This window comes from Streptomyces sp. NBC_01341, assembly GCF_035946055.1.
GTDB lineage: Bacteria > Actinomycetota > Actinomycetes > Streptomycetales > Streptomycetaceae > Streptomyces.
On record NZ_CP108364.1, the window covers coordinates 1202696 to 1226080 of the forward strand.

Genomic DNA, 23385 nt, shown 5'->3' on the forward strand with positions numbered 1-23385 from the left:
CTTCCGCGGGGCCTGTCCTGGACACCTCGATGAGGGATGCCCGTTGTCATCGCTCGGTATTCCCGCACATGAGTCACTTATTTGAGCGATGAAGACGAAATCTTGCGCAGCACCGTGGACTTCTTTACTCCCACTCTCCTAGCCTGTGGGGCGTCCGAAGAGCCCCTCGAGCCGCAAGGACGTCCCACACGTGACCCCACCACTCCCAGGACCGCGTCTGTTCAGACGCTCCCTCTCCGCCTCTCTGTCCGTGGCACTCGCCGCTGCGGGCACCGCCGCAGCGGTCGTGCTGGCCGGCGCTCCCCCCGCCCAGGCCGCAGCCGTTCCCGCCCCGTCCCCCGTAGGGATATCCGGCCGGGGCGCCTCCGTCCCGTTCAAGGAGCAGGAGGCCGAGTACGCCGCCACCAACGGTGCCCTGATCGGCCCGAACCGCCTGTACGGCACGCTGCCGTCCGAGGCGTCGGGCCGCCAGGCCGTCACGCTCGACGCCACGGGCGAGTACGTCGAGTTCACGCTCACCGCACCGGCGAACGCGATGACGTTCCGCTATTCGCTGCCGGACAACGCGGCGGGGACGGGCCGGGACGCCTCCCTCGACCTGCGGGTCAACGGCTCCTCCCTCAAGAGCGTGCCGGTGACGTCGAAGTACGGCTGGTACTACGGGGGTTACCCCTTCAACAACAACCCGGGCGACACCAACCCGCACCACTTCTACGACGAGACCCGGACCATGTTCGGGTCGACCCTGGCCGCGGGCACGAAGGTCAGGCTCCAGGTCACCTCCACCGCCGCCTCGCCGTCGTTCACCATCGACCTGGCGGACTTCGAGCAGGTCGCGGCACCGGTCGGCAGGCCCTCCGGCGCGCTGGACGTGGTGAGCGACTTCGGCGCCGACCCGACGGGCGCCGCGGACTCCACGGCGAAGATCCAGGCGGCGGTCGACGCGGGCCGCACCCAGGGCAAGGAGGTGTACATCCCGCAGGGCACCTTCAAGGTCCAGGACCACATCATCGTGGACAAGGTGACCCTGCGCGGCGCGGGCCCCTGGTACAGCGTGCTGACCGGTCGTCACCCCACGGACCGAAGCAAGGCGGTCGGGGTCTACGGGAAGTACTCGGCCCAGGGCGGCAGCAGCAACGTCGGTCTCAAGGACTTCGCCATCATCGGAGACATCCGTGAGCGCGAGGACAACGACCAGGTCAACGCCATCGGCGGGGCCATGTCCAACTCGGTCGTCGACAACGTCTGGATGCAGCACACCAAGTGCGGCGCCTGGATGGACGGCCCGATGGACAACTTCACCATCAAGAACAGCAGGATCCTGGACCAGACCGCCGACGGCGTGAACTTCCACTACGGCGTCACGAACTCCACGGTGACCAACACCTTCGTCCGCAACACGGGCGACGACGGTCTGGCGATGTGGGCGGAGAACGTCCCGAACGTGAAGAACAAGTTCACGTTCAACACCGTGATCCTGCCGATCCTCGCGAACAACATCGTCACGTACGGCGGCAGGGACATCACGATCTCCGACAACGTCATGTCGGACACCATCACCAACGGTGGCGGTCTGCACATCGCGAACCGGTACCCGGGCGTCAACTCGGGCCAGGGAACAGCTGTTTCGGGTACGCACACCGCGGCCCGCAACACCCTGATCCGCACCGGGAACAACGACTACAACTGGCGCTTCGGCGTCGGCGCGATCTGGTTCAGCGGACTCAACGAGCCGATCAACAACGCCACCGTCAACATCACCGACAGCGAGGTCCTGGACAGCTCCTACGCCGCGATCCACCTGATCGAGGGCGCCAGCAACGGACTGCACTTCGACAACATCAAGATCGACGGCGCCGGTACCTACGCCCTCCAGATCCAGGCTCCGGGCACGGCGTCCTTCAACAAGGTCGTCGCCACCCACATCGCCCAGTCCAACCCGATCCACAACTGTGTCGGCAGCGGCTTCCAGATCACCCAGGGCACAGGCAACTCGGGCTGGTACGCCAACCCGCCCGCCTGCACGGGTGTCTGGCCCGATCCGGTGTGGACCAACGGCGGGGTACCCGGGGGCGGCAACCCCACGGACCCGACCGACCCCACGGACCCGACCGACCCGCCCGAGGAGACGGGCAACCTCGCCCAGGGACGGCCGATCACCGAGACCAGCCACGCCGACGTGTACGGCGCCGGCAACGCGGTCGACGGCAACGCCAACAGCTACTGGGAAAGCGCCAACAACGCGTTCCCGCAGTCCGTCACCGTTGATCTCGGTGCCGCCAAGGCAGTCAAGCGACTGGTCCTGAAGCTGCCCCCGGCCTCCGCCTGGGCGACGCGCACACAGACCATCGGCGTCACGGGCAGCACCGACAACTCCACGTACAGCTCGTTGAAGGCGTCCGCGGGCTACACCTTCAACCCGTCCAGCGGCAACACCGCGACGGTGTCCCTCACCGGAACACCGGTCCGGTACCTGCGCCTCACGTTCACCGCGAACACGGGCTGGCCCGCCGGTCAGCTGTCCGAACTGGAGGCCTACACCTCCTGACCGCACACGGACGGGCCCGGCCGAGGAGGCCGGGCCCGTCGCTGTGCGGGGAGGTCAGGACGCGGGCGCGAAGGACTCGGCCGCCGCGGACACCTCGGCCGGGCGGACCACCTTGAGACCACCGGGCGTCTTGGCGTCGGGCTTCATGACGACGGTCTCCCGGGTGGACGGCGCCGACGGGTCGGTGAAGTCGTGCGAGATGCCGAAGTCGGCGCCGAAGCCCTTGATGGTGAGCAGGGCCTTGTCGACACCCTCGCGGGTGAGGTCCTTGGACTCGCAGGCCTTCTTCAGCGCCTCTCCGAAGACGGACGCGGCGTTGTACCCCGCGATGACGCCGTTGTCGAGACCGTCCTTCGGGTACGACGCGGCGTACGCCTTGGCGAGCTTGGCCGGGCCTGCCCCCGTGTCACCGATGGGCAGGGTGGAGGAGCCGATGTAGTAGTCCTTCTGCAGCGCGGCACCCGCCTGGGTCGCCAGGAGCTGCGGGGCGTACGCCGAGTTGTTGCCCACGACCGGTACGTCGAACCCGGTGGCCGCGGCGACACCGACCAGCGAGGCGGCCTGGCGCGGTCCGGCGCTGATCACGATCGCCTTCACGCCGGCCTGCTTGAGCGCGGAGACCTGGGCGGTCATGTCGTTGTCCGTCGGTTTGATCTTCTGCTCGACGACGGTGAGGCCCGCCTCCTTCGCCGCGTGCTTGGAGCCGGCCAGGGCGTTCTCGCCGTAGTCGCCCTCGAAATACACGTGGCCGATCTTGTCGCCCTTGGCGATGCGCTTCTCGGACAGCAGGAAGTCGATCAGGTTGATCGTCTCGACGTCGTACGTGGCGCCGATGACGCGGATGTACTTCGACCCGACCAGATTCGCCGACCATGCCTGCGGGAGCACGATGCCCTTGTCCTGGCCGTCGATCCGCGACTCGACGGCGGCGACGAACGGGGAGCCGATGAACTGGGTGAAGCCCAGCACGTTCGGTTCCAGCTCGGTGTAGGCGCCGATCGCCTTCTGCGGGTCGTACCCGTGGTCGCGCACGGTCAGCTCGATCTGCCGTTCACAGATACCGCCGGCCTTGTTGGTCTCCTTCACCCAGAGCTGCTGGGCCTGGGTGACGCTCTTCCCGAGCGAGGCGTACACCCCGGTCATGTCGGTGAGGGCACCGAGGGTGATCTTCGAGTCGGTGACCCCTTCCCCGGTCTTCACACCGCCCTTGTCCGCGGCTTCGCCGTCCGACGACTTCGCCTTCTCGCTGCATCCCGCGAGAGTGAGGGTGAGAGCCGCGACGACGGCTCCGACAACACGTAGCTTCATTTCTTCTTCTCCCCTGGATTCTTCAGACGCGCAATGCCGCCGGGCAGGAACAGGACGACCGCGACGACCGCGGCGCCGTACAGATAGCGGGACGCCTCACCCGGTGCGATTCCGCCCGTACCTGGGGCGGACACCAGGGGCAGGGAGTCGCTGTAGTGGGTGAGCACTTGAGGGAGCAGCGACACGAACGCGGCGCCGATGACGGCTCCCGCGACGCTGCCGAGCCCGCCGATGACGATCATGGCGAGGTATTCGAGGGACAGGATCATGCCGAAGTACTCCGGCACGGTCCGCTGGAAGACCAGCGCGAGCAGGACGCCCGCGAGGCCCGCGTACATGGAGGACAGGACGAAGACACCGGCCCGGTAGCGCGCCACCGGGACGCCCATCACGCCGGCGGCGATCCGGTGGTCCCTGATGGCGTTCAGTGCCCGGCCGGGCCGGCCGCGGAGCACCCCGCGGGCGAAGAGCCCGCCGGCGAGCAGCGCGGCCAGACCGAGGTACCAGAGCTTCTCCGAGGACTGGAAGGGCACCGCCGCCACGACCACCTCGGCGTCGTCGAAGGTGAACCCGAACAGGGACAGCGGCGGCACGGGGCGGCCGTTGAACCCGCCGGTGAGCGAGTCCGCGTTGAAGAGCACGTGCTGGCCTATGAAGATCAGCGCGAGGGTGGCGATACCGAGGTAGGCGCCGCTGAGGCGCCCCGCGATGGGGCTGAAGAGGCCGCCGGCCGCCCCCGCCAGGAGTACGGCGAGGATCGCCGCCAGCCAGGTGGGAAGCCCCAGTCCGGTGAGGACGTGCCCGTTCTCCTTACTGCTCTCGCCCGCGAGGATGCAGTAGCCGTAGGCGCCCACCGCGAGGAAGAAGGCGTGCCCCATGGAGAGTTGTCCGGTGGAGCCGGTCAGCAGGTTGAGACCGATCGCCCCGATCGCGGCGGCCATGGCGAACAGTCCGGCCTGGAGCCAGAATCGGTCCAGGTAGAACGGGACCAGGAGGAGCACGACCGAGCCGGCGAGCCAGAGGTAGGGGGCGGGCCGGCGCAGCCGCCCCGCGAGCGGGGCGCCCGTCACAGGTGTCGCTGCGCCCGCCGGGGCGGGTGCGGTGACGTCCTTGGTGGCTTCAGACACGGGACAGCTCCTTCGTACCGAAGAGTCCCGCCGGCCGGACGAGCAGGACGACCACCATCACGAGGTACGGGGCGAGATCGCCGATGCCGCGGCCGAGGAAGGAGAGGTCGCTCTGGTAACCGGTGGCGAGTGATTCGGTGACTCCGACGACAAGCCCCCCGACGAGGGCCCCGGTCGTCGAGTCGAGGCCCCCGAGGATCGCGGCGGGGAACGCCTTGAGCGCGGCGAGCGAGGTGGCCCGTTCGAGGCCGGGTGTCGGGAACACCGTGAGGAAGAGCGCGGCGACGGCGGCGAGCGCGCCTGCCACCGCCCAGGCGGAGAGGGAGACCCGGCCGAGCCGGATGCCCATCAGCGCGGCCGTCTGCGGGTTCTCGGCCGCGGCCCGCATGGAGACGCCCCAGGTGGTGAAGCGGAAGGCCAGCAGGAACACCGTGATGAGCAGCCCCGCGACGAGGAAGGCCGCGATGCGGGTCTCGGCGAGGGTGACACCGCCGATGGTGACCACGTCGTCGCCCCAGGGGTCGCCCAGCGCCATGACGTCCGTCCCCATGCGCCGGGTGAGTTCCGTGGTGAGGAGGATGTCGACGCCGATGGTGACGATCGCCAGGACGCTCTGGTCGCTCCCCCGGTAGCGGCGCATCACGAAGAACTCGACGGCCGACCCGACGACCGCGGCGCCCGCGATCCCGACGCCGAGCGCGGGCCAGAACCCGATGTCGTCGTGGAGGACGGCGGTGACGTAGCCGCCCGCCAGCAGCAGGGAGGCGTGGGCGAAGTTGACGACCTCGGTCGCCTTGAAGATGACGACGAAGCCCAGGGCGATCAAGGCGTACACCGAGCCGATGGACAGGCCGCCGAGGAGGAGTTCGATGAACGTGGTCATTCCTGTGCCCCCAGGTAGGCCTGCACGACGGCCGGGTCGTTCTGCACCTCGGCGGGCGTGCCCCCCGCGATCCTGCGTCCGAAGTCGAGTACGGTCACCGCGTCCGCGAGCCGCATCACCACCCCCATGTCGTGTTCGACCATGACGATCGAGATGCCGAGGCTGTCGCGTACACCCGCGACGACGGCCGCGGTACGGCGCCTCTCGTCCGCGGTCATGCCGGCGATCGGCTCGTCCAGGAGCAGGACCTCGGGTTCCATGCACAGGGCGCGACCGAGCTCGACGAGCTTCTGCTTGCCGTACGGAAGGGCCCCGGCGGGGCGGTCGAGTTCCTTGTCCAGGCCGATGAACCCGGCGATCTCCCGCACCCGTTCGAGGTGCCGGTGCGCCTCACGGGTCGCGGAGGGCAGCCGCAGCCCGGTCGCCAGGAAGCCCGCCCGGGTGAGCCGGTGCCGGCCGAGCATGAGGCTGTCGGCGACGGTGGCGTGCGGAGGGAGGGCAATGTTCTGGAAGGTACGGGCGACGCCGAGTCCGGCGATCCTGTGCGGTGCGAGGCCGGTGAGTTCGGTCGCGCCCAGGTGCACGCTGCCCGAGGTGGCACGGTAGACGCCCGACAGCACGTTGAAGGTGGTGGACTTGCCCGCGCCGTTGGGTCCGATGACGGCGTGCACACTGCCCGGTTCGACGGTGAAGGACACCGCGTCGAGGGCGGTGAGCCCGGCGAAGCGCACGGTCACGTCCCGCACGGTGAGCGGGGCCGGGGCGGTCGTCACGCGGACCACCTGCTCAGGACGCGGGTGGTGTCCACCGCCTGCGCGGCGTCCTCGGCTGCCGTCTCGTCGACGACGCCGAGGTAGCGGCGGCGTACCTCGTCGGAGGCGGCGAGTTCGCCGGCCGGCCCGCTCAGCGCGACCTCGCCGACGTCCAGGACGTAGGCGGTGGAGGCGAGGCGCAGCGCGATGGCCGCGTTCTGCTCGACGAGCATGACGGAGGTTCCGCCCGCGTTGATCTCCTGGACCGTCTCGGCGATCCTCGCCGCCATCAGCGGGGCGAGGCCGAGGGACGGCTCGTCGAGCAGCAGCAGCCGGGGCCCGGCCATCAGGGCGCGGCCCATCGCCAGCATCTGCTGCTCACCGCCGGACAGCAGCCCGGCCCGCTGGTGCGCGCGCTCGGCCAGCACGGGGAACAGTTCGTGCACGCGCTTCAGGGCCGCGGCCGTCGTCCGTCGCCCGCCGCTCGCCCCGAGCGCGCCCGCCCGCAGATTGTCGGCCACCGTCATCCGGGCGAACACCTGCCGGCCCTCCGGTACCTGGACCACTCCCGCCGCCACCACCTGGGCGGGGCGGAGCCCTTCCAGGGGGCGGCCGTCGAAGCGGATGGTGCCCGTGCCCGTCCCGCGGTGGAAGCCGAGGGTCCGCGACACGGCCCGCAGCAGCGTGGTCTTGCCGGCGCCGTTGCCACCGAGTACAGCGGTGATCGCGCCGGCCGGCACGTCGACGGAGACGTCGCGCAGTGCCCGTACCGGGCCGTAGCCCACGGACAGTTCGCGGATCTCGAGCGTTGCCATGCGTCCTCCTCCTTCCGACTGGTCGTCGTGGTGCCACAGACCAGCAGCGGGCGCGCCGCGCGTCCACGGTCCCGGGCGCTTCCGCTGCGGCTGACCAGTGAAGGAACGGCCCCGTTGTGCACGCGCACAGAGGGAGGCGGAGGACTGCCGCCCGCCGCGCGGCCGGTGGCATCCTCACCAGCCATGAGCGGCTCGGCCGCGGGACGGAGCGAGGACATGGGGCGGCGCGGTGACGAGCGAGGCCGGGCGCTGCTCGACGCCCTGCTGGAGGGCCGGCCGGAGCCGGGCCTCGCGGCACGGGCGGCGACCGCTCTCCGCCTGCCGGAGTCGGGGCGTTACGCCGTGGCGGTGTTCCCGGCGGGCGGCGGCGCGGCTCCGGGAACCCGGCCGGACGTGCAGGGCCTGCGGGTCCTGTGGCGGAGGCGGGGGGAACGCGAGATCGCCGTCGTCTCCCTGGGCGACGGGGACATGGCGGGGCTCGCCACGCGTCTGGGGCGGTGGTGCCCGGGGCCCGGGGGGATCGGGCCGGTGGCGGACGGCCTGGCCGGACTGGGCACCGCGCGCCGGCTGGCCGAGGTGGCCCTGGCGACGTGTCCGCCGGGCACGACGGGGATCGTACGGCTGGAGGAGCGGCTGCCCGCGGCGCTGGTGGTGAGCCAGCCGGAGCTGTCGGACCGGCTTCTCACCGGTGTCTTCGGACCGCTGCTGGCGCTGGACCCGGCGGACCGGGCCCTGCTGGTGGGGACCCTGGAGGCGTGGCTGGAGTGCGGGGGTTCCGCGGGCCGGGCGGCCGGGCGGCTGTACTGCCACCGCAACACCGTGCTCAACCGCCTGCGCAGGCTGGAGCGCCTGACCTCCCGGTCGCTGTCGCGCCCGCGCGAACTGACCGAGATGACGCTGGCGCTCGACGCCTTCACGCTGACGGTGCCGCAGCCGTGAGGGGAGCCCGGGAAGGGGCTCCCCTCACGCCGTCGCGTCAGGACAGGAAGTCGCGGGCGATCGCCTGGGCCGCGCGTTCCAGCAGGGGACCGGCCTGCGCCATGCAGACGGCCGGGTCGGGCTCCAGGTCCGTCAGGGGGTAGGCCCGCCGGATACCGGCTCCGTCGAGGGCTTCCTGCGGCAGGACGAGGCGTCCGCATACGGCGACGACCTCCACACCGGCCGCGCGTGCCGCCGCAGCGACGCCCGCCGGTGCCTTGCCGTGGAGGGTCTGCTCGTCCAGGGAGCCCTCCCCGGTGACGACGAGTGTGGCCTTCGCCAGTGCGGGGGCGAAGCCGAGGACGTCGAGCATGACCTCGATGCCCGGCCGGAACCGGGCGCCGAGCGCGACGAGCGCGCCGTAGCCGATGCCTCCCGCGGCGCCGGCGCCGGGCAGTCCGGCGTGCTCGGGTCCCAGGACGGACGCGTAGTGGGCCAGTGCCGCGTCGAGGACCGCGATGTCGTCCTCGGTGGCGCCCTTCTGCCGCCCGTAGACCTCGGGGGCGCCCTTCGGGCCGGTCAGCGGGTTGTCCACGTCGCTGGCCAGGATCAGGTCGATTCCGGCGAGCCGGGGATCGAGGCCCGACAGGTCGGCCTCGGCGAGTTCCGCGAGTCCGCCGCCACCCGGGCCGACGGGTTCGCCGTCCTTGTCCAGGAAGCGCGCTCCGAGCGCGGCGAGCATGCCCGCGCCGCCGTCGGTCGTGGCGCTGCCGCCGACGCCGAACACGATCGTGCTGGCGCCCGCGTCGAGCGCCGCGGCCAGGAGTTCGCCCGAGCCGTACGTCGTCGCCGTGAGCGGGGCGAACTCTCCCTCGGGGAGGTGCTGGAGGCCCGAGGCCTCGGCCATCTCCACCACGGCCGTGGTGTCGCGCACCGCGTACGCCGCGGTGACCGGGGTCCCCAGCGGCCCGGTGACCCGCGCCTCGCGGCGCTCGAAACCGGCGGCCACGGCCGCCGCGACCGTACCGTCGCCGCCGTCCGCGACGGGCAATGTCTCCACCCGCACGCCGGGAACGACGTGCCGCAGTCCGGCCGTCACCCGCTCGGCGACCTGTACGGCCGTGAGCGAGCCCTTGAACTTGTCCGCCGCCACGAGCACGTGGGCGGTCTCCATCGCTGCTCCGTCCGTCACCATGTATCCCTTTGCATTCGAACAGGCAGTCGCGCCGCTCCGACCTTATCCGCACCACCCCTGATCTGCCCATACCTGTCCAGAACCACCGGCCGGGCCCCTACGCTGCCCCTGTGACTCTCTCGGACTACGCCACGTACATCGCCGGCCTGCCCCGCGTGCTCGCCGGGGCCGCGTCCCTCTTCAGGGACGAGGAGGGACGGCTTCTGCTCGTCGAGCCGAACTACCGGGAGGGGTGGGCGCTGCCGGGCGGGACGGTCGAGTCGGACGAGGGCGAGACGCCGCGGCAGGCGGCGCGGCGGGAGACGGCGGAGGAGATCGGTCTCGACATCGCGCCGGGGCGGCTCCTCGCGGTCGACTGGGCACGGGGCGCCGACCGTCCCCCGATCGTCGCCTACCTGTACGACGGCGGCGTCCTCAGCAGGGAGCGGTTCGACGCGATCGAACTCCAGGAGGCCGAACTGCTCTCCTGGCGCCTCGTGGACCGCGGCGCGCTTCCCCGCTTCCTGCCCGACCGGCTCCTGCAGCGTGTCCTCGCCGCCCTGGAGGTGCTCGACAACGGCACCGGGGCGGCCGAACTGGAGGACGGCGTACCGGTCATGGACTGAGGGCGGCGGGCCGGCCGCGCGGGGCACCGACGGCACGGCCGGACAGTGGGGTGACCACCGCGCCGGGAGCCGCGCGGTCAGCCCTGCGGCTCCTGCGGCCGCTGCGCGGTCTCGCGCAGCGCGTCGTCGCGGGCGGCGATCCGGGCCTCGGTCCGGTGCCCGCGCGCGATGTAGTCGCGCACGACGAGTTCGACCGCGTCCCGGGCGCTGCCGACGCCGGCGAGCACCATCGCTTCCACGACGAGTTCCGCGTCGAGACTTACGGTCACCTTGGCCATGAGGGGCAATGCAGCAGCGGCGCTGCACCGGAATAATGTGATCGCGGGTACCCGGGGTGATGCGTACGCTCGGGCCATGACTCTCGTCGCGATCCTCAGCGGCGCCGGCATCTCCACGGACTCCGGCATTCCCGACTACCGCGGGCCGCGGGGCCTCTGGCGGCAGGACCCGGAGGCGGAGAAGCTCGTCACCTATGCCCCCTACATGTCCGACCCGGAGATCCGCCGCCGTTCCTGGCGGATGCGCCGTGCGGGCGCGGCCCTGGGCGCCGAGCCGAACGCGGCACACCGCGCCGTGGCCGCGCTCGAACGCTCGGGCACCCCGGTCCGGGTGATCACCCAGAACGTCGACGGTCTCCACCAGCGGGCCGGCCTCCCCGCCCGCAAGGTCGTCGAACTCCACGGCACGGCACACCAGGTGGTCTGCACGCGCTGCCACGCCAGGTCGCCCATGGCGGCCGCCCTGGTCCGGGTCGAGGCGGGCGAGGCCGATCCGCCGTGCACGGTCTGCGGCGGGATCCTGAAGTCGGCGACGGTGATGTTCGGCGAACGCCTCGACCCCCAGGTGCTCGCGGACGCGACGGCGATCGCCAGGGCGAGCCAGGTGTTCATCGCGGTGGGCACGACGATCCAGGTGCAGCCCGCGGCCTCGCTGGCGGGGATCGCGGTGGAACACGGGGCGCGGCTCGTCGTGGTGAACGCGGAGCCGACGCCGTACGACGAGCTGGCAGAGGAGATCGTGCGCGAGCCCATCGGGACGGCCCTGCCCGCTCTGCTCGAACGCCTGTCGGCGCAGCACGGTGCGCGCTGAGACGGGTTGCGGAGGACAACCCGTCCGGCCCGGGCGCGCCGCGGCCCGGCTCAGCCGTCCAGACCCGCCCGGATCCGGCGCGACGGGCTGAACGCGTACAGGTCGAGGATCTCCGGCGCCTCCGCGACGCCGGGCCCGCCGGCGCCCGCCCAGGCGGCGATGTCGGCGACGGCGTGAGGGTCGTTGACCAGCCCGAGCCAGACCGGGCGGCCACCCGCCCGCCGGCCCTCGGCCGAGGGCTGCACCACGATCACGTTGCCGTGCTCGCAGGCGTCCAGGCACTCCACCGCACGCACGGTGGCGGCGCCGCCGACGCCCTGACGCAGCCGCGCGAGCTGACCGGCGTGGTCCACACCGGGGATCTTCGCCGTGCCGCAGCAGCAGCCGCGGCACACGCTCACGGTGGGTCTCGACGGCCCCGTACCGGCGGGCTCACGGGGACGGCGGCTCATGCGGGGACGCTCCGGCGGTCTGCGGCGATGATCACCGCAGGACTGTACCGGCCGGCTGCCCCGCAGCGCGTGTGGGGTAGTGTTGACGGCTGCGAAGGGGAGTAGCCCCGCAAACCGGTCGTCGACACACTGGAGCCTTCGGGTTCCCGGTGGCCGGGCTCGTAGATGCTTACGGGTGGGCGAGACCTTCGGTCAGGTATGACACGCCCGCGCCCTGCGGGCGCTGCGGTCATGCCGGGCCGAGTGGTCCTCCGAAAAGCCCGTACGGCACTTCGCGGAAAGACCCGGGGCCCGGCTCTCACAGAAAGCCACCCGGAATGCATCTCGACCTCCTGGCGATCCTCACCGCCTTCGGGCTGATCTTCCTCGCGGAGCTCCCCGACAAGACGATGTTCGCGTCGCTGGCCATGGGCACGCGCATGCGTCCGCTCTACGTGTGGTTCGGCACCTCGTCCGCCTTCATCGTCCACGTCGCCATCGCGGTCGGCGCGGGCGGGCTGATCGGCATGCTCCCCGACTGGATCGTCAAGCTCGTCTCGGCGGTCCTCTTCGCCTTCGGCGCCTTCATGCTGCTGCGCGGCAGCGGTGACGACGACGAGGACGAGGAGGTCAAGACGGTCACCGGCTTCTGGCCCGTCTACTCGACGGCCTTCATGGCGGTGTTCATCAGTGAGTGGGGCGACCTGACACAGATCACGACGGCGAACCTCGCCGCGAGCAACGGGGCCTGGTCCACGGCCATCGGCTCGGCAGCCGCGCTCATGTCGGTGTCCGCGCTGGCGCTGCTGGCCGGCCGTTTCATCGCCAAGCGGGTCCCGCTGAAGACGGTGCAGCGCATCGGCGGTGTGTGCATGCTCGGGCTGGCGATCTGGTCGGTGGTCGAGATCTTCGCGGGCTGAGCGGGCTGAGCGGCACCGTCGGCGCGGGCGGCGGCTCCTGGGGCCACCCGTGCCGCGGCGCCCGCCCGCCGGCGGGCTCAGAACAGCACTGGCGCCTCGGCCTCCGCGCCCCTCTCGAAGGCCAGCAGCCGCTGCTTGCGCTCCAGGCCGCCGCCGTACCCCGTGAGGCTCCCCGAGGCGCCGATGACACGGTGGCAGGGGACGATGATCCCGACCGGGTTCTTCCCGTTGGCCAGGCCCACCGCGCGCGAGGCACCGGGCTTGCCGAGGATCTCGGCCAGTTCGCCGTACGAGCGGGTCACGCCGTACGGAATCCGCGCGAGCTCGGCCCACACGCTGCGCTGGAACGGGGTTCCCTCCAGTCGCAGCGGCAGGTCGAACTCCTTCAGCCGGCCCGCGAAGTAGGCGTCGAGCTGGCTGATCGCCTCCCCGAAGGGCCGGGGGTCCGGCAGGCCGAAGGTCTCCTCGGGCGGGCGGTGCCGCTGCCCGGTCATGTAGAGGCCGCAGAGCGTCCCGTCGGTGGCGACCAGGGTGAGCGCGCCGTAGGGGCTGTCGACGACGGTGTGCTGCCGCGTCGTCGTGGATGCGGGGGTCATGGGTTCGTCCTCGCTGCGGTCATGGGTTCGTCCTCCCGCCCTCGGGCGGGCAGATGGTTGATCGGGTGGTCGTCGACGGTCCACAGGTACTGCACGGCGTACGCGCGCCAGGGGCGCCACCGCGCCGCGCGGGCGGTGAGGGCCGCCGGGGTCGCGGGGAGGCCGAGGCGGGCGGCCGACCTGCGGATCCCCAGATCGGTGGGGAGGAAGGCGTCCGGGTCCCCGAGGGCACGCATGGCGATCACCTCGACCGTCCAGGGGCCGAATCCCGCGAGCGCGGTCAGTTCCGCCCTCGCCCTGTCCCAGTCGGTGCCCTCCCCCAGGTGCAGCGACCCGTCGGCAAGGGCTCGCACGAGGGTGGTGAGCGTGGCGCGGCGGCTGCGCGGCAGGGCGAGCGCCTCGGGATCGAGTCCGGCGAGCGCGTCGGGGGCCGGGAAGAGGTGGGTCAGCCCGCCGTCGGGGTCGTCGACCGGCACCCCGTGGGCGCGGACCAGCCTGGCCGCATGGGTCCGGGCGGCGGCCGTGGACACCTGCTGGCCGAGCACCGCGCGTACGGCGAACTCCGCCGCGTCGACCGTGCGCGGCACCCGGCGGCCGGGAGCCGCGTCCACCAGCGGGGCGAGCAGCGGATCGGCACGCAGTTGGTCGTCCACGGCCACGGGGTCGGCGTCCAGGTCGAGCAGACGGCGGCAGCGGCTGATGGCCTGGGCGAGGTCGCGGGGGTCGGTGAGCGAGAGCCTGCACTCGATGTGTCCGGAGCGGGGGGTGAGCGCCACGATGCCGTGCCCGTGCGGGAGGGTGAGCGTGCGGCGGTAGGCACCGTCGCGCCATTCCTCGACTCCGGGCACGGCGGTCGCGGCCAGGTGACCGAACAGGTTGCTCGGGTTGAGCGGGGCGCGGTACGGCAGCCGGAGGGCGATGACACCCGGCGTCCCGGGCTTCCTCGCCCCGCGTGCGGACCGGGTGCGCAGTTCGCCCGGGGCCAGTGCGAAGACCTCGCGCACGGTGTCGTTGAACGTACGGATGGACGAGAACCCGGCGGCGAAGGCGACCTCGGCCATGGGCAGCGCGGTCGTCTCGATAAGGACCCTCGCGGTCTGGGCACGCTGGGACCTGGCCAGCGCCAACGGGCCCGCGCCGAGTTCGGCGAGGAGCTGGCGCTCGACCTGGCGGGTGGAGTAGCCGAGCCGGGAAGCGAGCCCGGTGACGCCCTCCCGGTCGACGACCCCGTCCTGGATGAGCCGCATGGCACGGGCCACGGAGTCGGCGCGGGCGTTCCACTCCGGAGAACCGGGGCTGGTGTCGGGGCGGCAGCGCTTGCAGGCCCGGAAACCGGCCTGCTGGCAGGCGGCGGCGCTCGGGTAGAAGGTCATGTTCCGTACCTTGGGCGGCACGACCGGGCAGCTGGGCCGGCAGTAGATGCGGGTGGTCAGGACCGCGGTGAAGAACCAGCCGTCGAATCGGGAGTCCTTCGACCGCACGGCTCGCACGCAGCGCTCGGTGTCGGTGTGCATGTATCCAGGATCGGGCACCGGAGACGCTGCGGCTGGCGGAAATCCGACATGAGCCTCGCGCTGCCACCGGTGCGCGCCTGCCCGCCGGCCCTCGGCCGTCTCCCTCCCGCGCGGCACCGGACGGCCGCCTCCGCCGTGTCGGAGACGGGGCGCGTACACCGTGAGGTTTCGGTCACCTCGCCGCAATGAAACATGCCGGAAACCTGACGGCGTCCTCGGCGAAACGCGCGCCCGCAACCCTCTCAGGGCCGGACCCCACGCCGCCCCGAGGAGGAAACCTCTCTTGAATCCCGTGCCCCTGGCCTCGGCGGGCCTCGACACAGGCGACACCGCCTGGCTGCTCGCCGCCACCGCCCTCGTGCTGCTGATGACGCCGGGACTGGCCCTGTTCTACGGTGGCATGGTCCGCACGAAGAGCGTCCTCAACATGCTGATGATGAGCTTCGTGTCGATCGCGCTGGTCACCGTCGTCTGGCTGGTGGCGGGGTATTCACTGGCGTTCGGTGACGACGTGTTCGCCGGGCTCATAGGTGGCATCGGCCAGGTGGGCATGGCCGGCATCGGCCCCGACGACCTCACCGGCAGCGTTCCCACCCTGCTGTTCACCACCTTCCAGCTCACCTTCGCGATCCTCACCGCGGCGCTCATCAGCGGTGCGGTCGCGGACCGCATGAAATTCGCGGCGTGGCTGGTGTTCGTGCCGGTGTGGACCCTCCTCGTATACGTTCCCGTCGCCCACTGGGTGTGGGGACCCGGCGGGTGGATCGCGGACTCGCTCGGCGCCCTGGACTTCGCCGGCGGACTCGTCGTCGAGATCGCGTGCGGGGCGTCCGGTCTCGCTCTCGCCCTGGTGATCGGCCCCCGCATCGGCTTCAGGAAGGACGCGATGCGGCCGCACAACCTGCCGATGGTGATGCTCGGTGCCGGCCTGCTCTGGTTCGGCTGGCTCGGCTTCAACGGGGGCTCGGCTCTCGGCGCCAACGGGATGGCGGCCGCCTCGGTCCTCAACACCCTGGTCGCCGGGTGCACCGGCCTGCTCGGCTGGCTCTTCGTCGAGCAGCGGCGCGACGGCCATCCGACCACCTTCGGTGCGGCGTCCGGGGTCGTCGCCGGTCTGGTCGCCATCACGCCCGCCTGCGGCACCGTCGGCGTCCTCGGCGCCGCCGTCGTGGGCCTCGTGGCCGGTGTGGTCTGCTCCTACGCGGTGGCGTGGAAGTTCCGTTACGACTACGACGACTCGCTGGACGTCGTCGGCGTGCACTTCGTCGGAGGCGTCATCGGAACCCTCCTCGTCGGTCTGTTCGCGACGGCCGCGATGACCGGCGGCACGGAGGGCCTGTTCTACGGCGGCGGGGCGGGGCAGCTCGCGCGGCAGGCCGTCGCCGTCCTGGCGGTGGCCGGGTACACGTTCCTGGTGACGTACGGGATCGGCAGGGCCATCGACGCGGTCATGGGGGTGCGTGCCTCCGAGGACGACGAACTCACGGGCCTGGACCAGGCGGTGCACGCGGAGAGCGCCTACGATCACGGCGGCCCGGGACACGCCGCTTCGCTCGCTCCGGGCCACTCCGTACCCCTCTCCAGGAACAGGAGCACTGCCCCGTGAAGCTCATCACCGCAGTCGTGAAACCGCACCGCCTCGACGAGGTGAAGACCGCCCTGCAGGACCTCGGCGTGCACGGGATGACGGTCACCGAGGCCAGCGGTTACGGGCGTCAGCACGGCCACACCGAGGTGTACCGCGGGGCCGAGTACCGCGTGGACCTGGTACCCAAGGTCCGTATAGAGGTGCTCGTCGAGGACTCGGACGCGGAGCCGGTCATCGACGCGGTGGTCCGCGCCGCACGGACGGGGAAGATCGGCGACGGCAAGGTGTGGGCGCTGCCCGTGGAGACGGCCGTGCGGGTGCGCACGGGCGAGCGCGGTCCCGGCGCCCTGTGACGGGTGGGCGGTCCCCGTCAGCGTCGGCCCGGCGCGGGGGCCGCCCGCTTCACGGATGACTTGCGCCCTGAACGGGGCTGGGTGGGTTCGGCGTTCCGTCCCCGTGCGGCGCACAGGAGCCTTCCGGCGGTGCGGGCGGTACGGGGTCAGTGCGTCCCGTCGGGCCGGAGCGCGTCGAGGCCGGGCAGATTGACGACGATCGCCTCCTGGGTGCTGCGCGCGATGACCACCACGGCCTCTTCCGCCGGGTCCGGGTTCTCCTCGCGGTGCGGCACGAACGGCGGGACGAAGATGTAGTCGCCCGGTGACGTGCGCAGCCGGATCTCCTCCGGCTCGCCCCCCGAGTCGTCGATGAAGACGAACTCCGGGTGTCCGCTCACCACATGGATGGCGGTCTCGGACTCGCCGTGGTGGTGGTCCGACGAAGCGGTCGAGGGCGCGACGTGGGTCTGACCCATCCACAGCTTCTCGGAGCCGACGGTCTTCCCGCTGACGGCGCTGAATCTGCGCATCCCGCCGGTCTGTGCCGTGTCGCCGTCGAGTGCGTCCGCACGGATGTGGTGCAGACGGCTGCGCAGGGGCCCCGCGGGACTGCCCGGGGCGTCGTGGAGATGAGGGTGGAACCCTTCACCGGGGGTGGTCGACGGCTCGCTCATGGCAGGGACGCTAGAGGCGCGAAGAAAAGGATGTCAAGAGGTGTCCTTTGCCCTTCACCTGGGGCAATGTCCCCGCAACGCATCGGCCTGCCCGAGGGCGAGCCTCGCCCGGCCTCCCGCTCCGGGGCATGATGTGGGCATGCATATCTCCGCGAAGGCGGACTACGCCACGCGCGCCCTTCTGGAGCTCGCGAGTGATCCCGGCCGTCCGCTCTCCTGTGAAGCCATCGCCTCCTCGCAGGAGATTCCGTTCAGGTTCCTCAAGTCCGTGGTGGGCGAGCTGCGCAGGGCCGGGCTGGTGCGAAGTCAGCGCGGCTGCGAGGGCGGTTACTGGCTCGGCAGGCCGGCCGACGAGATCCCGCTGCTGGACGTCGTGCGCACCGTGGACGGTGAACTGATCACCCTTCGGGGTGAGTCGCTGGCGGGGCTCGACTACCCCGGCCCGGCCGCGGGTCTGCCCGGGGTCTGGCGCCGGGTGGAGGCGGACGCGGCGGCGATCCTCGGCGGGCTGACGGTGGCCTCCCTGCTGCCCGCCGAGCCGCGTGCACGTCAGCCCGTGCCCGGTGCCGCGTGACCGGCACCCCGGACGAACCGCTGCTGGAGGTGGTGGAGTTCACCGACCCGATGTGCCCCTGGGCGTGGGGCTCGGAGCCGGCGTTCCGCAGGCTGCGCGCGGAGCTCGGGGGTGTCGCGACGGCTGCCGCCGAAGCCCTGGCCCAGGTCACGGACACCTTCTCGGCGGTGCTCGGCGGCCGGACGGCGGTGCTGGCGCCCACCGGCTGAGGGCGCGCCGCCGGGCCCGCGTTCACGCCGCTCGCAGGCGCCGCCACACCGCCTTGGCCGCGTGGTGCCCCGACATGCCGTGCACACCGGGACCGGGCGGCGTGGCCGACGAGCAGAGGTAGACCGCGGGGTGGGCGGTGGCGTACGGCACCCGGGCGAGCCGGGGCCGGATCACCGTCTGCAGCCCCGCGAACGCGCCGGTGGCGATGTCCCCGCCGACGTAGTTGGCGTTCCGTGCGGCGAGTTGCGGCGGTCCGGACACGGCACGGGCCAGCACGAGGTCGCGGAACCCGGGTGCGAAGCGCTCCAGTTGACGTTCGATCACGTCGGTGGCGTCGCCTTCCCAGCCGGCCGGGACGTGCCCGTAGACCCAGAAGACGTGGCGGCCCTCGGGGGCGCGGCCCGGGTCGACGAGGCTGGGCTGCGCGGTGATCAGGAAGGGGACGCTCGGGTCGCGGCCCGCCCCCGCGGCGCGCAGGGAGGCGTCGATCTCGGCGGCCGTGGGACCGACGTGGACCGTGCCGGCGCGCCGGGCCTCCTCGGCCGTCCAGGGCACCGGACCCGACAGCGCGTAGTCGACCTTGAAGCAGGAGGGGCCGTAACGGTAGTGGTCGTAGGCGCCGCCGAGGCCCGCGATCCGGGCGAGCGCGGTCGGCGAGGTGTCGAAGACGTAGGCGCGGGCGGGCGGGAGTTCGTCGAGCCGCTTGACCTCCGTGCCCGTACGGATCGCACCGCCCAGCTCGCGCAGGTAGGAGGCCAGGGCGTCGGAGACGGCCTGCGAGCCGCCCCGGGGCATCGGCCAGCCGTTCTCGTGCGCGGCGAGCGCGAACATCAGGGCGATTCCGCCCGTCGCGAGGCCACTGGCCGGAGCGATGGCGTGGGCGGCGAGCCCGGCGACGAGACCGCGCGCCTTCTCCCCCCGGAAGCGGCGCGAGAGCAGCGAGGCCGGCTGCACCGCGTCCATCCCGAACCGCGCCCAGCGGTACGGGTCACGGGGCAGCCCGTCCCAGGGAGTGCGCAGCATGTCCGCCGCGAGGGTGTCCCAGTGGCCCGTGTAGGGAGCGACGAGCCTGCGGTACGCGCCCGCGTCGGCCGGGCCTAGCGACATCGCGCTCTCGCCGACCGACCCGGTGAGCACCGCCGCGGAGCCGTCCGGGAAGGGATGGGCCAGCGCGAGCGGTGCGTGGAGCCACTCGAGGCCGTGCCGGGCCAGCGGCATCGCCCGGAATGCCGGGGAGCCGATGCCGAGCGGGTGTACGGCGGAACACGGGTCGTGGCGGTAGCCCGGGAGGGTCAGCTCCTCGGTGCGGGCACCGCCCCCGACGGTGTCCCGCGCCTCGAAGACCTCCACGGAGAAGCCCCGGCGGGCCAGCTCGACCGCGGCCGTGAGGCCGTTGGGCCCCGCCCCGACGACGACGGCATCAAGCATCGATGGCACCTTCGGACTCCTTCGTCAGCCGATGGCCAGGGCACCCAGGATATTCGGGCGCACCGACAGCGGACCTCCGGGTGCGTTCAGTCCCGGCGCGCGACGCGTCCCGCGCCCCTGAGGGCGGCCCGGTCGTGAAGGCGACCGCGAACCGGGTCCGCCCCGCCGACCGGTCGGGAACCGGGCGGCAGGGCGGACGGATCCGTGTGGTCAGGCCAGGCGGCGGCGCAGGACACGGAGCGCGGCGAAGGTGAACAGTGCCGCGGCAGCGAGCGCCAGGACGGTGGACGCGATCTGGTATCCCCAGTAGTCGGTGGCGTCGAGGGAACTGATGAGGTAGTTGTCCTGGGGCAAGGCGTCGTAGAACTGGAGGCCCAGCACACCGCCGGGGTGGACACCGTGGACCTTGGAGAACAGCGGGAAGTCGAGCAGCAGCACCGCCCGGGAGCGGACCAGCACGGCGACGGCCAGCCAGGTGAGCAGGGGCGCGGCGACGAGCGCGGGCAGTGCACGGCGCAGGACCGTTCCGGTCAGCGCGCCGGCCGCGGCCCCCAGAAGGACGTAGGCGACGGTCACCGGGCCGATGGTGTAGTACGCGGTCTGCCGGTCGATGCCGTAGGTGAACAGGTCGAGGCGGAAGGCGTGGACGGCGTTCATCCGGTACAGCGCGACCAGAGGGATCGTCAACGCCGCGACGATCGTCGCGAGGGTCGCCCAGCGGACGGTGAACCACCGCCGGGGAGTGACCGACTGGGTCAGCGCGAGGACGACACGGCGGGTCTCCCACTCCCGTGCGGTCAGCGTACCGGTGAGGAGCGCGGCGATCATGGCCGGCAGGAAGGCGAGGGGAGAACCGTTCGCCAGGAGCGTCGCCGTCTGCTTGTGGGCGTCGTGGGCGTAGCGGCCCAAGCGGTAGGCCTGGCTGCCGACGTGGTCGCGCAGGGTCAGGGCGTCGGCCCAGCCGCCGTAGTGGTACACCAGCGGGACGCCGGTGCGCACGGCCAGCAGCAGGAGGATGAGAGCGGGTATCCGGTACTGCCGCAGGGCGACGCGGGCGAGCGGCCACCGCTCTCCGGGGCCCGCTGCGGTGTTTCCGGTGGGCGGGGAGACGAGGGCGCTCATGCGGCGTTTTCCTTGCTGGGACGGGTCGGGGCGAGGGCGGGACCCGTGGCCCCGGCGGCGGTGAGATGGGCGAGGACCAGCTCGTCCAGCGAGGGGGTGCGTACGTCCCATTCGGCCGGCAGGGGGCCGGCGGGGCGGACGAGGGCACTCGTGCCGCGTCCGGCGGGGCGGCTCTCGACGACCGTGTGACCCGCGAGGCGGTCGGAGCCGCCGGGCAGGGCGACGACGGCGTGGGCCGCTGTCAGTTCGTCGATGCCGCCGCACAGCCGGGTCGTGCCTTCTTGGAGCAGGAGCAGGTGGTCGCAGACGTCCGCCAGCTCGGAGATGATGTGCGACGACATCACCACGGTCGCGCCGGTGTCCGCGACATGTGCCATCAACAGCCCCATCACGTCCTGTCGCGCCAGCACGTCGAGATCGGCCATCGGCTCGTCCAGCAGGAGCAGGCCGGCGCCCTTGCCGAGGGTGAGGGCCAGGGAGACCCGGGTACGCTCACCGCCGGACAGATCCCCGACACGGTCGTCGAGGCGGTCGTGCAACGAGCCGAGGACCCGGCCCGCGAGTTCCGCGTCCCAGCCGTGCCCGTTCAGGCGGGCGCCGAGGCGCATGGTCTCGGCGACCGTGAACCGGGGAAAGAGGGGGCGGTGCTGCGCCAGGTACGCGACCCGGGGGTGCCCGGCCCGCGGGGAGCCGCCGAAGACCTCGACCGCCCCGGAGACGGGCCGTCGCATGCCGGCCGCGAGTTCCAGCAGGGTGGACTTGCCCGCCCCGTTGGGTCCGACGAGTGCGGACACTACTCCGGCGGGGACGGTGAAGGTGCAGCCGTCGAGGACGGCGCGGCCTCCGCGCCGGTATGTCTGGGTGACCCCGTGGGCGGCGAGCACCGCGTCGGGACTACTGATCGGGGACGGCATCGGATTCCTTCGGGGTGTATAGATCTTCCAGTACGTCGGCGAACAGCGCGGCGAGATCGTCCCGCTCGGCGCCCGCCGCAGCGGCCCTGCCGGCCACGTCCGCGAGCTCGGCCCGCCACGGCGAGCCGGCCGAGGCGGCACCGAGCGTTCCGGTCACGAACGTGCCGTGTCTTCGCCGGGTCTCGACCAGGCCCTGGGACTCCAGCTCGCGATATGCCTTGAGGACGGTGTTGGGGTTGAGCGCGGTCGCCTCGACCACCGCCCGCGCGGTGGGCAGCCGGTCTCCCGGCTCGAGCAGCCCGAGCCGGAGCGCCTGCCGGACCTGCTGGATGATCTGGACGTAGCTGGGCACTCCGCTGCGCCGATCGATCCTGAAGACGAACACCGATACCTCGTTCCGCATGAACCTATGAACTAGTGGAATGATGCATTGGATTATTTGGCACGTCAAATAAATGCCTCGAGGTCCACCGCACAGCCGGACAGGGTGCGGGCGGGAACGGCGCAGCCTGCGAGGACAAGCGGAGGGAGGACGTGACCGTCCGGGCTCGCGGGGCCGGGGATGCCTGGCCCGTTCGGAGCGGCGTCCCGAAGTCGCCACCGAGGCGCGTGGCGCCCGGCGCGGAGGCAGGAGCGCGCTGCTCGCGGCACGCGGCGTTGCCGCCCTGCCGGGAAGGGCCGGGTCCGAGACGAAAGCACGCAAGGGCCGCATCGCCCGCCGGAGTTGCGTCGCGGCCGAAGGAACGCTGAGGCAGCACGAGTTGACGCCATATCAAGGGCCTGTTGCGATCGGCCCCCAGCGGCCACGTCGGCCACTCACCCGGCAGCGGCCCAGCCCTGGACCGGGCAACTGGGCCGCTCGCGGTCGGCGTCGTACGGGATGCTCGTACGGCACGGGGGCTGAGGAACCGCCCCCGGACGCCGTGAAAGATCCCTCGGCCGAGGGCGGTTCCTCAGCCCCCGACGGGGTCCGGTCCCTGCCGTCCGGACCGCAGCGCGTCGAGAATGCGCTCGGCCGTCGCCGTGTCCCTGGCCGCCGTGAACGGCAGGTCGTTGCCGCCTGTGAGGCGGTAGGGGACACCGGACAGGGTGGACTGTGCACCGCCCGACTCGGTGACCAGCAGGAGCCCCGCCGCATGGTCCCAGGCGAATTCCCAGTTGAAGGCGACGGCATCCTGGGCGCCGCAGGCGACGGCGAGGTACTCCAGGCCCGCCGATCCGCACGCGCGGGCGTCGATGCCGTCGGTGCGCAGGCCGAGCAGGGCCCGCTTCTGGGCGTCCGACGTGTAGTCCGGGTGGGACATGGCCACCTTGAGCACCGCGCCGGGTGCGGGCGAACCACTGTGCAGCCGGGTGCCGTTGAGTGTGGCACCACGTCCCTTCAGGGCGACGGCCATCTCACCGAGGACGGGGGCGTACGTCCATGAGGCGTACACCTCTCCGCGCAGGGCGAGGGCCACCAGGGTGCAGAAGCCGGGCTCGCCGCGGACGAACTGGCGGGTGCCGTCGACCGGGTCGACGATCCACACGGGCGCGTCGCCTCCGAGCGCGTCGTAGACGGAGGGGTCGGCGTGGACCGCTTCCTCGCCGACGACGACCGAACCGGGCAGCAGCCGGGTCAGGGACGCGGTGAGGTGCTCCTCGGCCAGGCGGTCGGCGGCGGTGACCAGGTCGTGGGGGCCGCTCTTCTCGACGATCTCGTGCGCGGCGAGCTGCTGGTAGCGCGGCAGGATCTCGGCGGCGACCGCTGCCCGCACCGCCGCTTCCACCTCGGTCAGCTGTCCGGCGGTCCCGGCGGTCCCGTAGAGGAAGTCATCGATCATGCCTCCAGCTAAGCAC

General features: G+C 72.1%; 24 protein-coding genes and 1 pseudogene. 9 read left to right on the plus strand and 16 right to left on the minus strand.

Annotated elements, in window-relative coordinates:
- Positions 1-190 precede the first annotated feature (190 nt).
- Positions 191-2548 (plus strand): discoidin domain-containing protein, encoded by a 2358-nt coding sequence (locus tag OG206_RS05355; protein ID WP_327112739.1) that lies wholly within the window; start codon positions 191-193, stop codon positions 2546-2548.
- Positions 2549-2602: 54 nt separating this feature from the next.
- Here OG206_RS05355 and OG206_RS05360 read toward each other — a convergent pair whose 3' ends face one another.
- From OG206_RS05360 to OG206_RS05380, 5 genes are read right to left on the minus strand one after another with little or no spacing between them, the layout of a single operon-like run.
- The gene (locus OG206_RS05360) at positions 2603-3856 is read right to left on the minus strand and encodes an ABC transporter substrate-binding protein (protein WP_327112741.1); all 1254 of its coding nucleotides are present in this window, start codon (positions 3854-3856) and stop codon (positions 2603-2605) included.
- Positions 3853-4983, minus strand: a complete 1131-nt coding sequence (locus tag OG206_RS05365; RefSeq protein ID WP_442805803.1) for a branched-chain amino acid ABC transporter permease — start codon at positions 4981-4983, stop codon at positions 3853-3855. The genes OG206_RS05360 and OG206_RS05365 overlap by 4 nt, the downstream gene beginning before the upstream one ends.
- On the minus strand, positions 4976-5866 hold the full coding sequence (locus tag OG206_RS05370) for a branched-chain amino acid ABC transporter permease (RefSeq protein WP_327112743.1): 891 nt from the start codon (positions 5864-5866) through the stop codon (positions 4976-4978). Before OG206_RS05370 ends, OG206_RS05365 begins: the two co-directional genes overlap by 8 nt.
- Entirely contained in the window at positions 5863-6648 is a 786-nt protein-coding gene (locus OG206_RS05375; protein WP_327112745.1) for an ABC transporter ATP-binding protein, read from the minus strand. The genes OG206_RS05370 and OG206_RS05375 overlap by 4 nt, the downstream gene beginning before the upstream one ends.
- Positions 6636-7433 carry an ABC transporter ATP-binding protein gene (locus OG206_RS05380; RefSeq protein WP_327112747.1) on the minus strand — a complete coding sequence of 266 codons (798 nt, stop codon included), beginning with the start codon at positions 7431-7433 and terminating at the stop codon, positions 6636-6638. The genes OG206_RS05375 and OG206_RS05380 overlap by 13 nt, the downstream gene beginning before the upstream one ends.
- A 183-nt stretch (positions 7434-7616) precedes the next feature.
- Here OG206_RS05380 and OG206_RS05385 point away from each other — a divergent pair, with 183 nt between their 5' ends.
- On the plus strand, positions 7617-8372 hold the full coding sequence (locus tag OG206_RS05385) for a helix-turn-helix domain-containing protein (protein WP_327112749.1): 756 nt from the start codon (positions 7617-7619) through the stop codon (positions 8370-8372).
- A gap of 37 nt (positions 8373-8409) precedes the next feature.
- On the opposite strand, the gene OG206_RS05390 is transcribed toward OG206_RS05385, so the two are convergent.
- Complete coding sequence (locus OG206_RS05390; RefSeq protein ID WP_327122192.1) at positions 8410-9525, minus strand: glycerate kinase; 1116 nt, start codon at positions 9523-9525, stop codon at positions 8410-8412.
- A gap of 131 nt (positions 9526-9656) precedes the next feature.
- Between OG206_RS05390 and OG206_RS05395 the strand changes: the two genes are divergently transcribed.
- Positions 9657-10151, plus strand: a complete 495-nt coding sequence (locus OG206_RS05395) for an NUDIX hydrolase (protein ID WP_327112751.1) — start codon at positions 9657-9659, stop codon at positions 10149-10151.
- Positions 10152-10228: 77 nt separating this feature from the next.
- Here OG206_RS05395 and OG206_RS05400 read toward each other — a convergent pair whose 3' ends face one another.
- A complete protein-coding gene (locus OG206_RS05400; protein ID WP_327112753.1) occupies positions 10229-10429 on the minus strand; it encodes a type II toxin-antitoxin system VapB family antitoxin in 201 nt (66 codons plus the stop codon).
- 76 nt (positions 10430-10505) lie between these two features.
- Between OG206_RS05400 and OG206_RS05405 the strand changes: the two genes are divergently transcribed.
- Positions 10506-11240, plus strand: a complete 735-nt coding sequence (locus tag OG206_RS05405) for an SIR2 family NAD-dependent protein deacylase (RefSeq protein WP_327112755.1) — start codon at positions 10506-10508, stop codon at positions 11238-11240.
- Between the two features lie 50 nt (positions 11241-11290).
- On the opposite strand, the gene OG206_RS05410 is transcribed toward OG206_RS05405, so the two are convergent.
- Positions 11291-11692, minus strand: coding sequence for a (2Fe-2S) ferredoxin domain-containing protein (locus OG206_RS05410; protein WP_327112757.1), 402 nt, complete (start codon positions 11690-11692; stop codon positions 11291-11293).
- 317 nt (positions 11693-12009) lie between these two features.
- On the opposite strand from OG206_RS05410, the gene OG206_RS05415 reads away from it, so the two are divergent.
- Positions 12010-12591, plus strand: a complete 582-nt coding sequence (locus OG206_RS05415) for a TMEM165/GDT1 family protein (protein ID WP_327112759.1) — start codon at positions 12010-12012, stop codon at positions 12589-12591.
- 77 nt (positions 12592-12668) lie between these two features.
- Here the strand turns inward: OG206_RS05415 and OG206_RS05420 are convergent, their stop codons facing one another.
- Complete coding sequence (locus OG206_RS05420; RefSeq protein ID WP_327112761.1) at positions 12669-13187, minus strand: methylated-DNA--[protein]-cysteine S-methyltransferase; 519 nt, start codon at positions 13185-13187, stop codon at positions 12669-12671.
- A complete protein-coding gene (locus OG206_RS05425) occupies positions 13184-14701 on the minus strand; it encodes an AlkA N-terminal domain-containing protein (protein WP_327112763.1) in 1518 nt (505 codons plus the stop codon). Before OG206_RS05425 ends, OG206_RS05420 begins: the two co-directional genes overlap by 4 nt.
- A gap of 283 nt (positions 14702-14984) precedes the next feature.
- Here OG206_RS05425 and OG206_RS05430 point away from each other — a divergent pair, with 283 nt between their 5' ends.
- Both OG206_RS05430 and OG206_RS05435 read left to right on the plus strand, forming a co-directional pair.
- Positions 14985-16307 (plus strand): ammonium transporter, encoded by a 1323-nt coding sequence (locus tag OG206_RS05430; RefSeq protein ID WP_327112765.1) that lies wholly within the window; start codon positions 14985-14987, stop codon positions 16305-16307.
- Positions 16304-16642, plus strand: a complete 339-nt coding sequence (locus tag OG206_RS05435; RefSeq protein WP_327112767.1) for a P-II family nitrogen regulator — start codon at positions 16304-16306, stop codon at positions 16640-16642. The genes OG206_RS05430 and OG206_RS05435 overlap by 4 nt, the downstream gene beginning before the upstream one ends.
- 146 nt (positions 16643-16788) lie before the next feature.
- On the opposite strand, the gene OG206_RS05440 is transcribed toward OG206_RS05435, so the two are convergent.
- Complete coding sequence (locus tag OG206_RS05440; RefSeq protein ID WP_327112769.1) at positions 16789-17298, minus strand: cupin domain-containing protein; 510 nt, start codon at positions 17296-17298, stop codon at positions 16789-16791.
- Between the two features lie 139 nt (positions 17299-17437).
- Here OG206_RS05440 and OG206_RS05445 point away from each other — a divergent pair, with 139 nt between their 5' ends.
- Both OG206_RS05445 and OG206_RS05450 read left to right on the plus strand, forming a co-directional pair.
- A complete protein-coding gene (locus OG206_RS05445; protein WP_327112771.1) occupies positions 17438-17872 on the plus strand; it encodes an RrF2 family transcriptional regulator in 435 nt (144 codons plus the stop codon).
- A 113-nt stretch (positions 17873-17985) separates the two neighbouring features.
- A pseudogene (locus OG206_RS05450) lies at positions 17986-18081 on the plus strand (NADPH-dependent FMN reductase); the annotation flags it as partial.
- Positions 18082-18103: 22 nt separating this feature from the next.
- Here OG206_RS05450 and OG206_RS05455 read toward each other — a convergent pair.
- The 5 genes from OG206_RS05455 to OG206_RS05475 form a co-directional block, all read right to left on the minus strand.
- Entirely contained in the window at positions 18104-19519 is a 1416-nt protein-coding gene (locus tag OG206_RS05455) for a phytoene desaturase family protein (protein WP_327112773.1), read from the minus strand.
- A 201-nt stretch (positions 19520-19720) separates the two neighbouring features.
- Positions 19721-20632 (minus strand): hypothetical protein, encoded by a 912-nt coding sequence (locus tag OG206_RS05460; RefSeq protein ID WP_327112775.1) that lies wholly within the window; start codon positions 20630-20632, stop codon positions 19721-19723.
- The gene (locus OG206_RS05465; RefSeq protein WP_327112777.1) at positions 20629-21546 is read right to left on the minus strand and encodes an ABC transporter ATP-binding protein; all 918 of its coding nucleotides are present in this window, start codon (positions 21544-21546) and stop codon (positions 20629-20631) included. Before OG206_RS05465 ends, OG206_RS05460 begins: the two co-directional genes overlap by 4 nt.
- Positions 21527-21949, minus strand: coding sequence for a GntR family transcriptional regulator (locus OG206_RS05470; RefSeq protein ID WP_327112779.1), 423 nt, complete (start codon positions 21947-21949; stop codon positions 21527-21529). The genes OG206_RS05465 and OG206_RS05470 overlap by 20 nt, the downstream gene beginning before the upstream one ends.
- 550 nt (positions 21950-22499) lie before the next feature.
- Positions 22500-23369: an inositol monophosphatase family protein gene (locus OG206_RS05475; RefSeq protein WP_327112781.1), complete on the minus strand. Its 870-nt coding sequence runs from the start codon at positions 23367-23369 to the stop codon at positions 22500-22502.
- Positions 23370-23385: the final 16 nt, after the last annotated feature.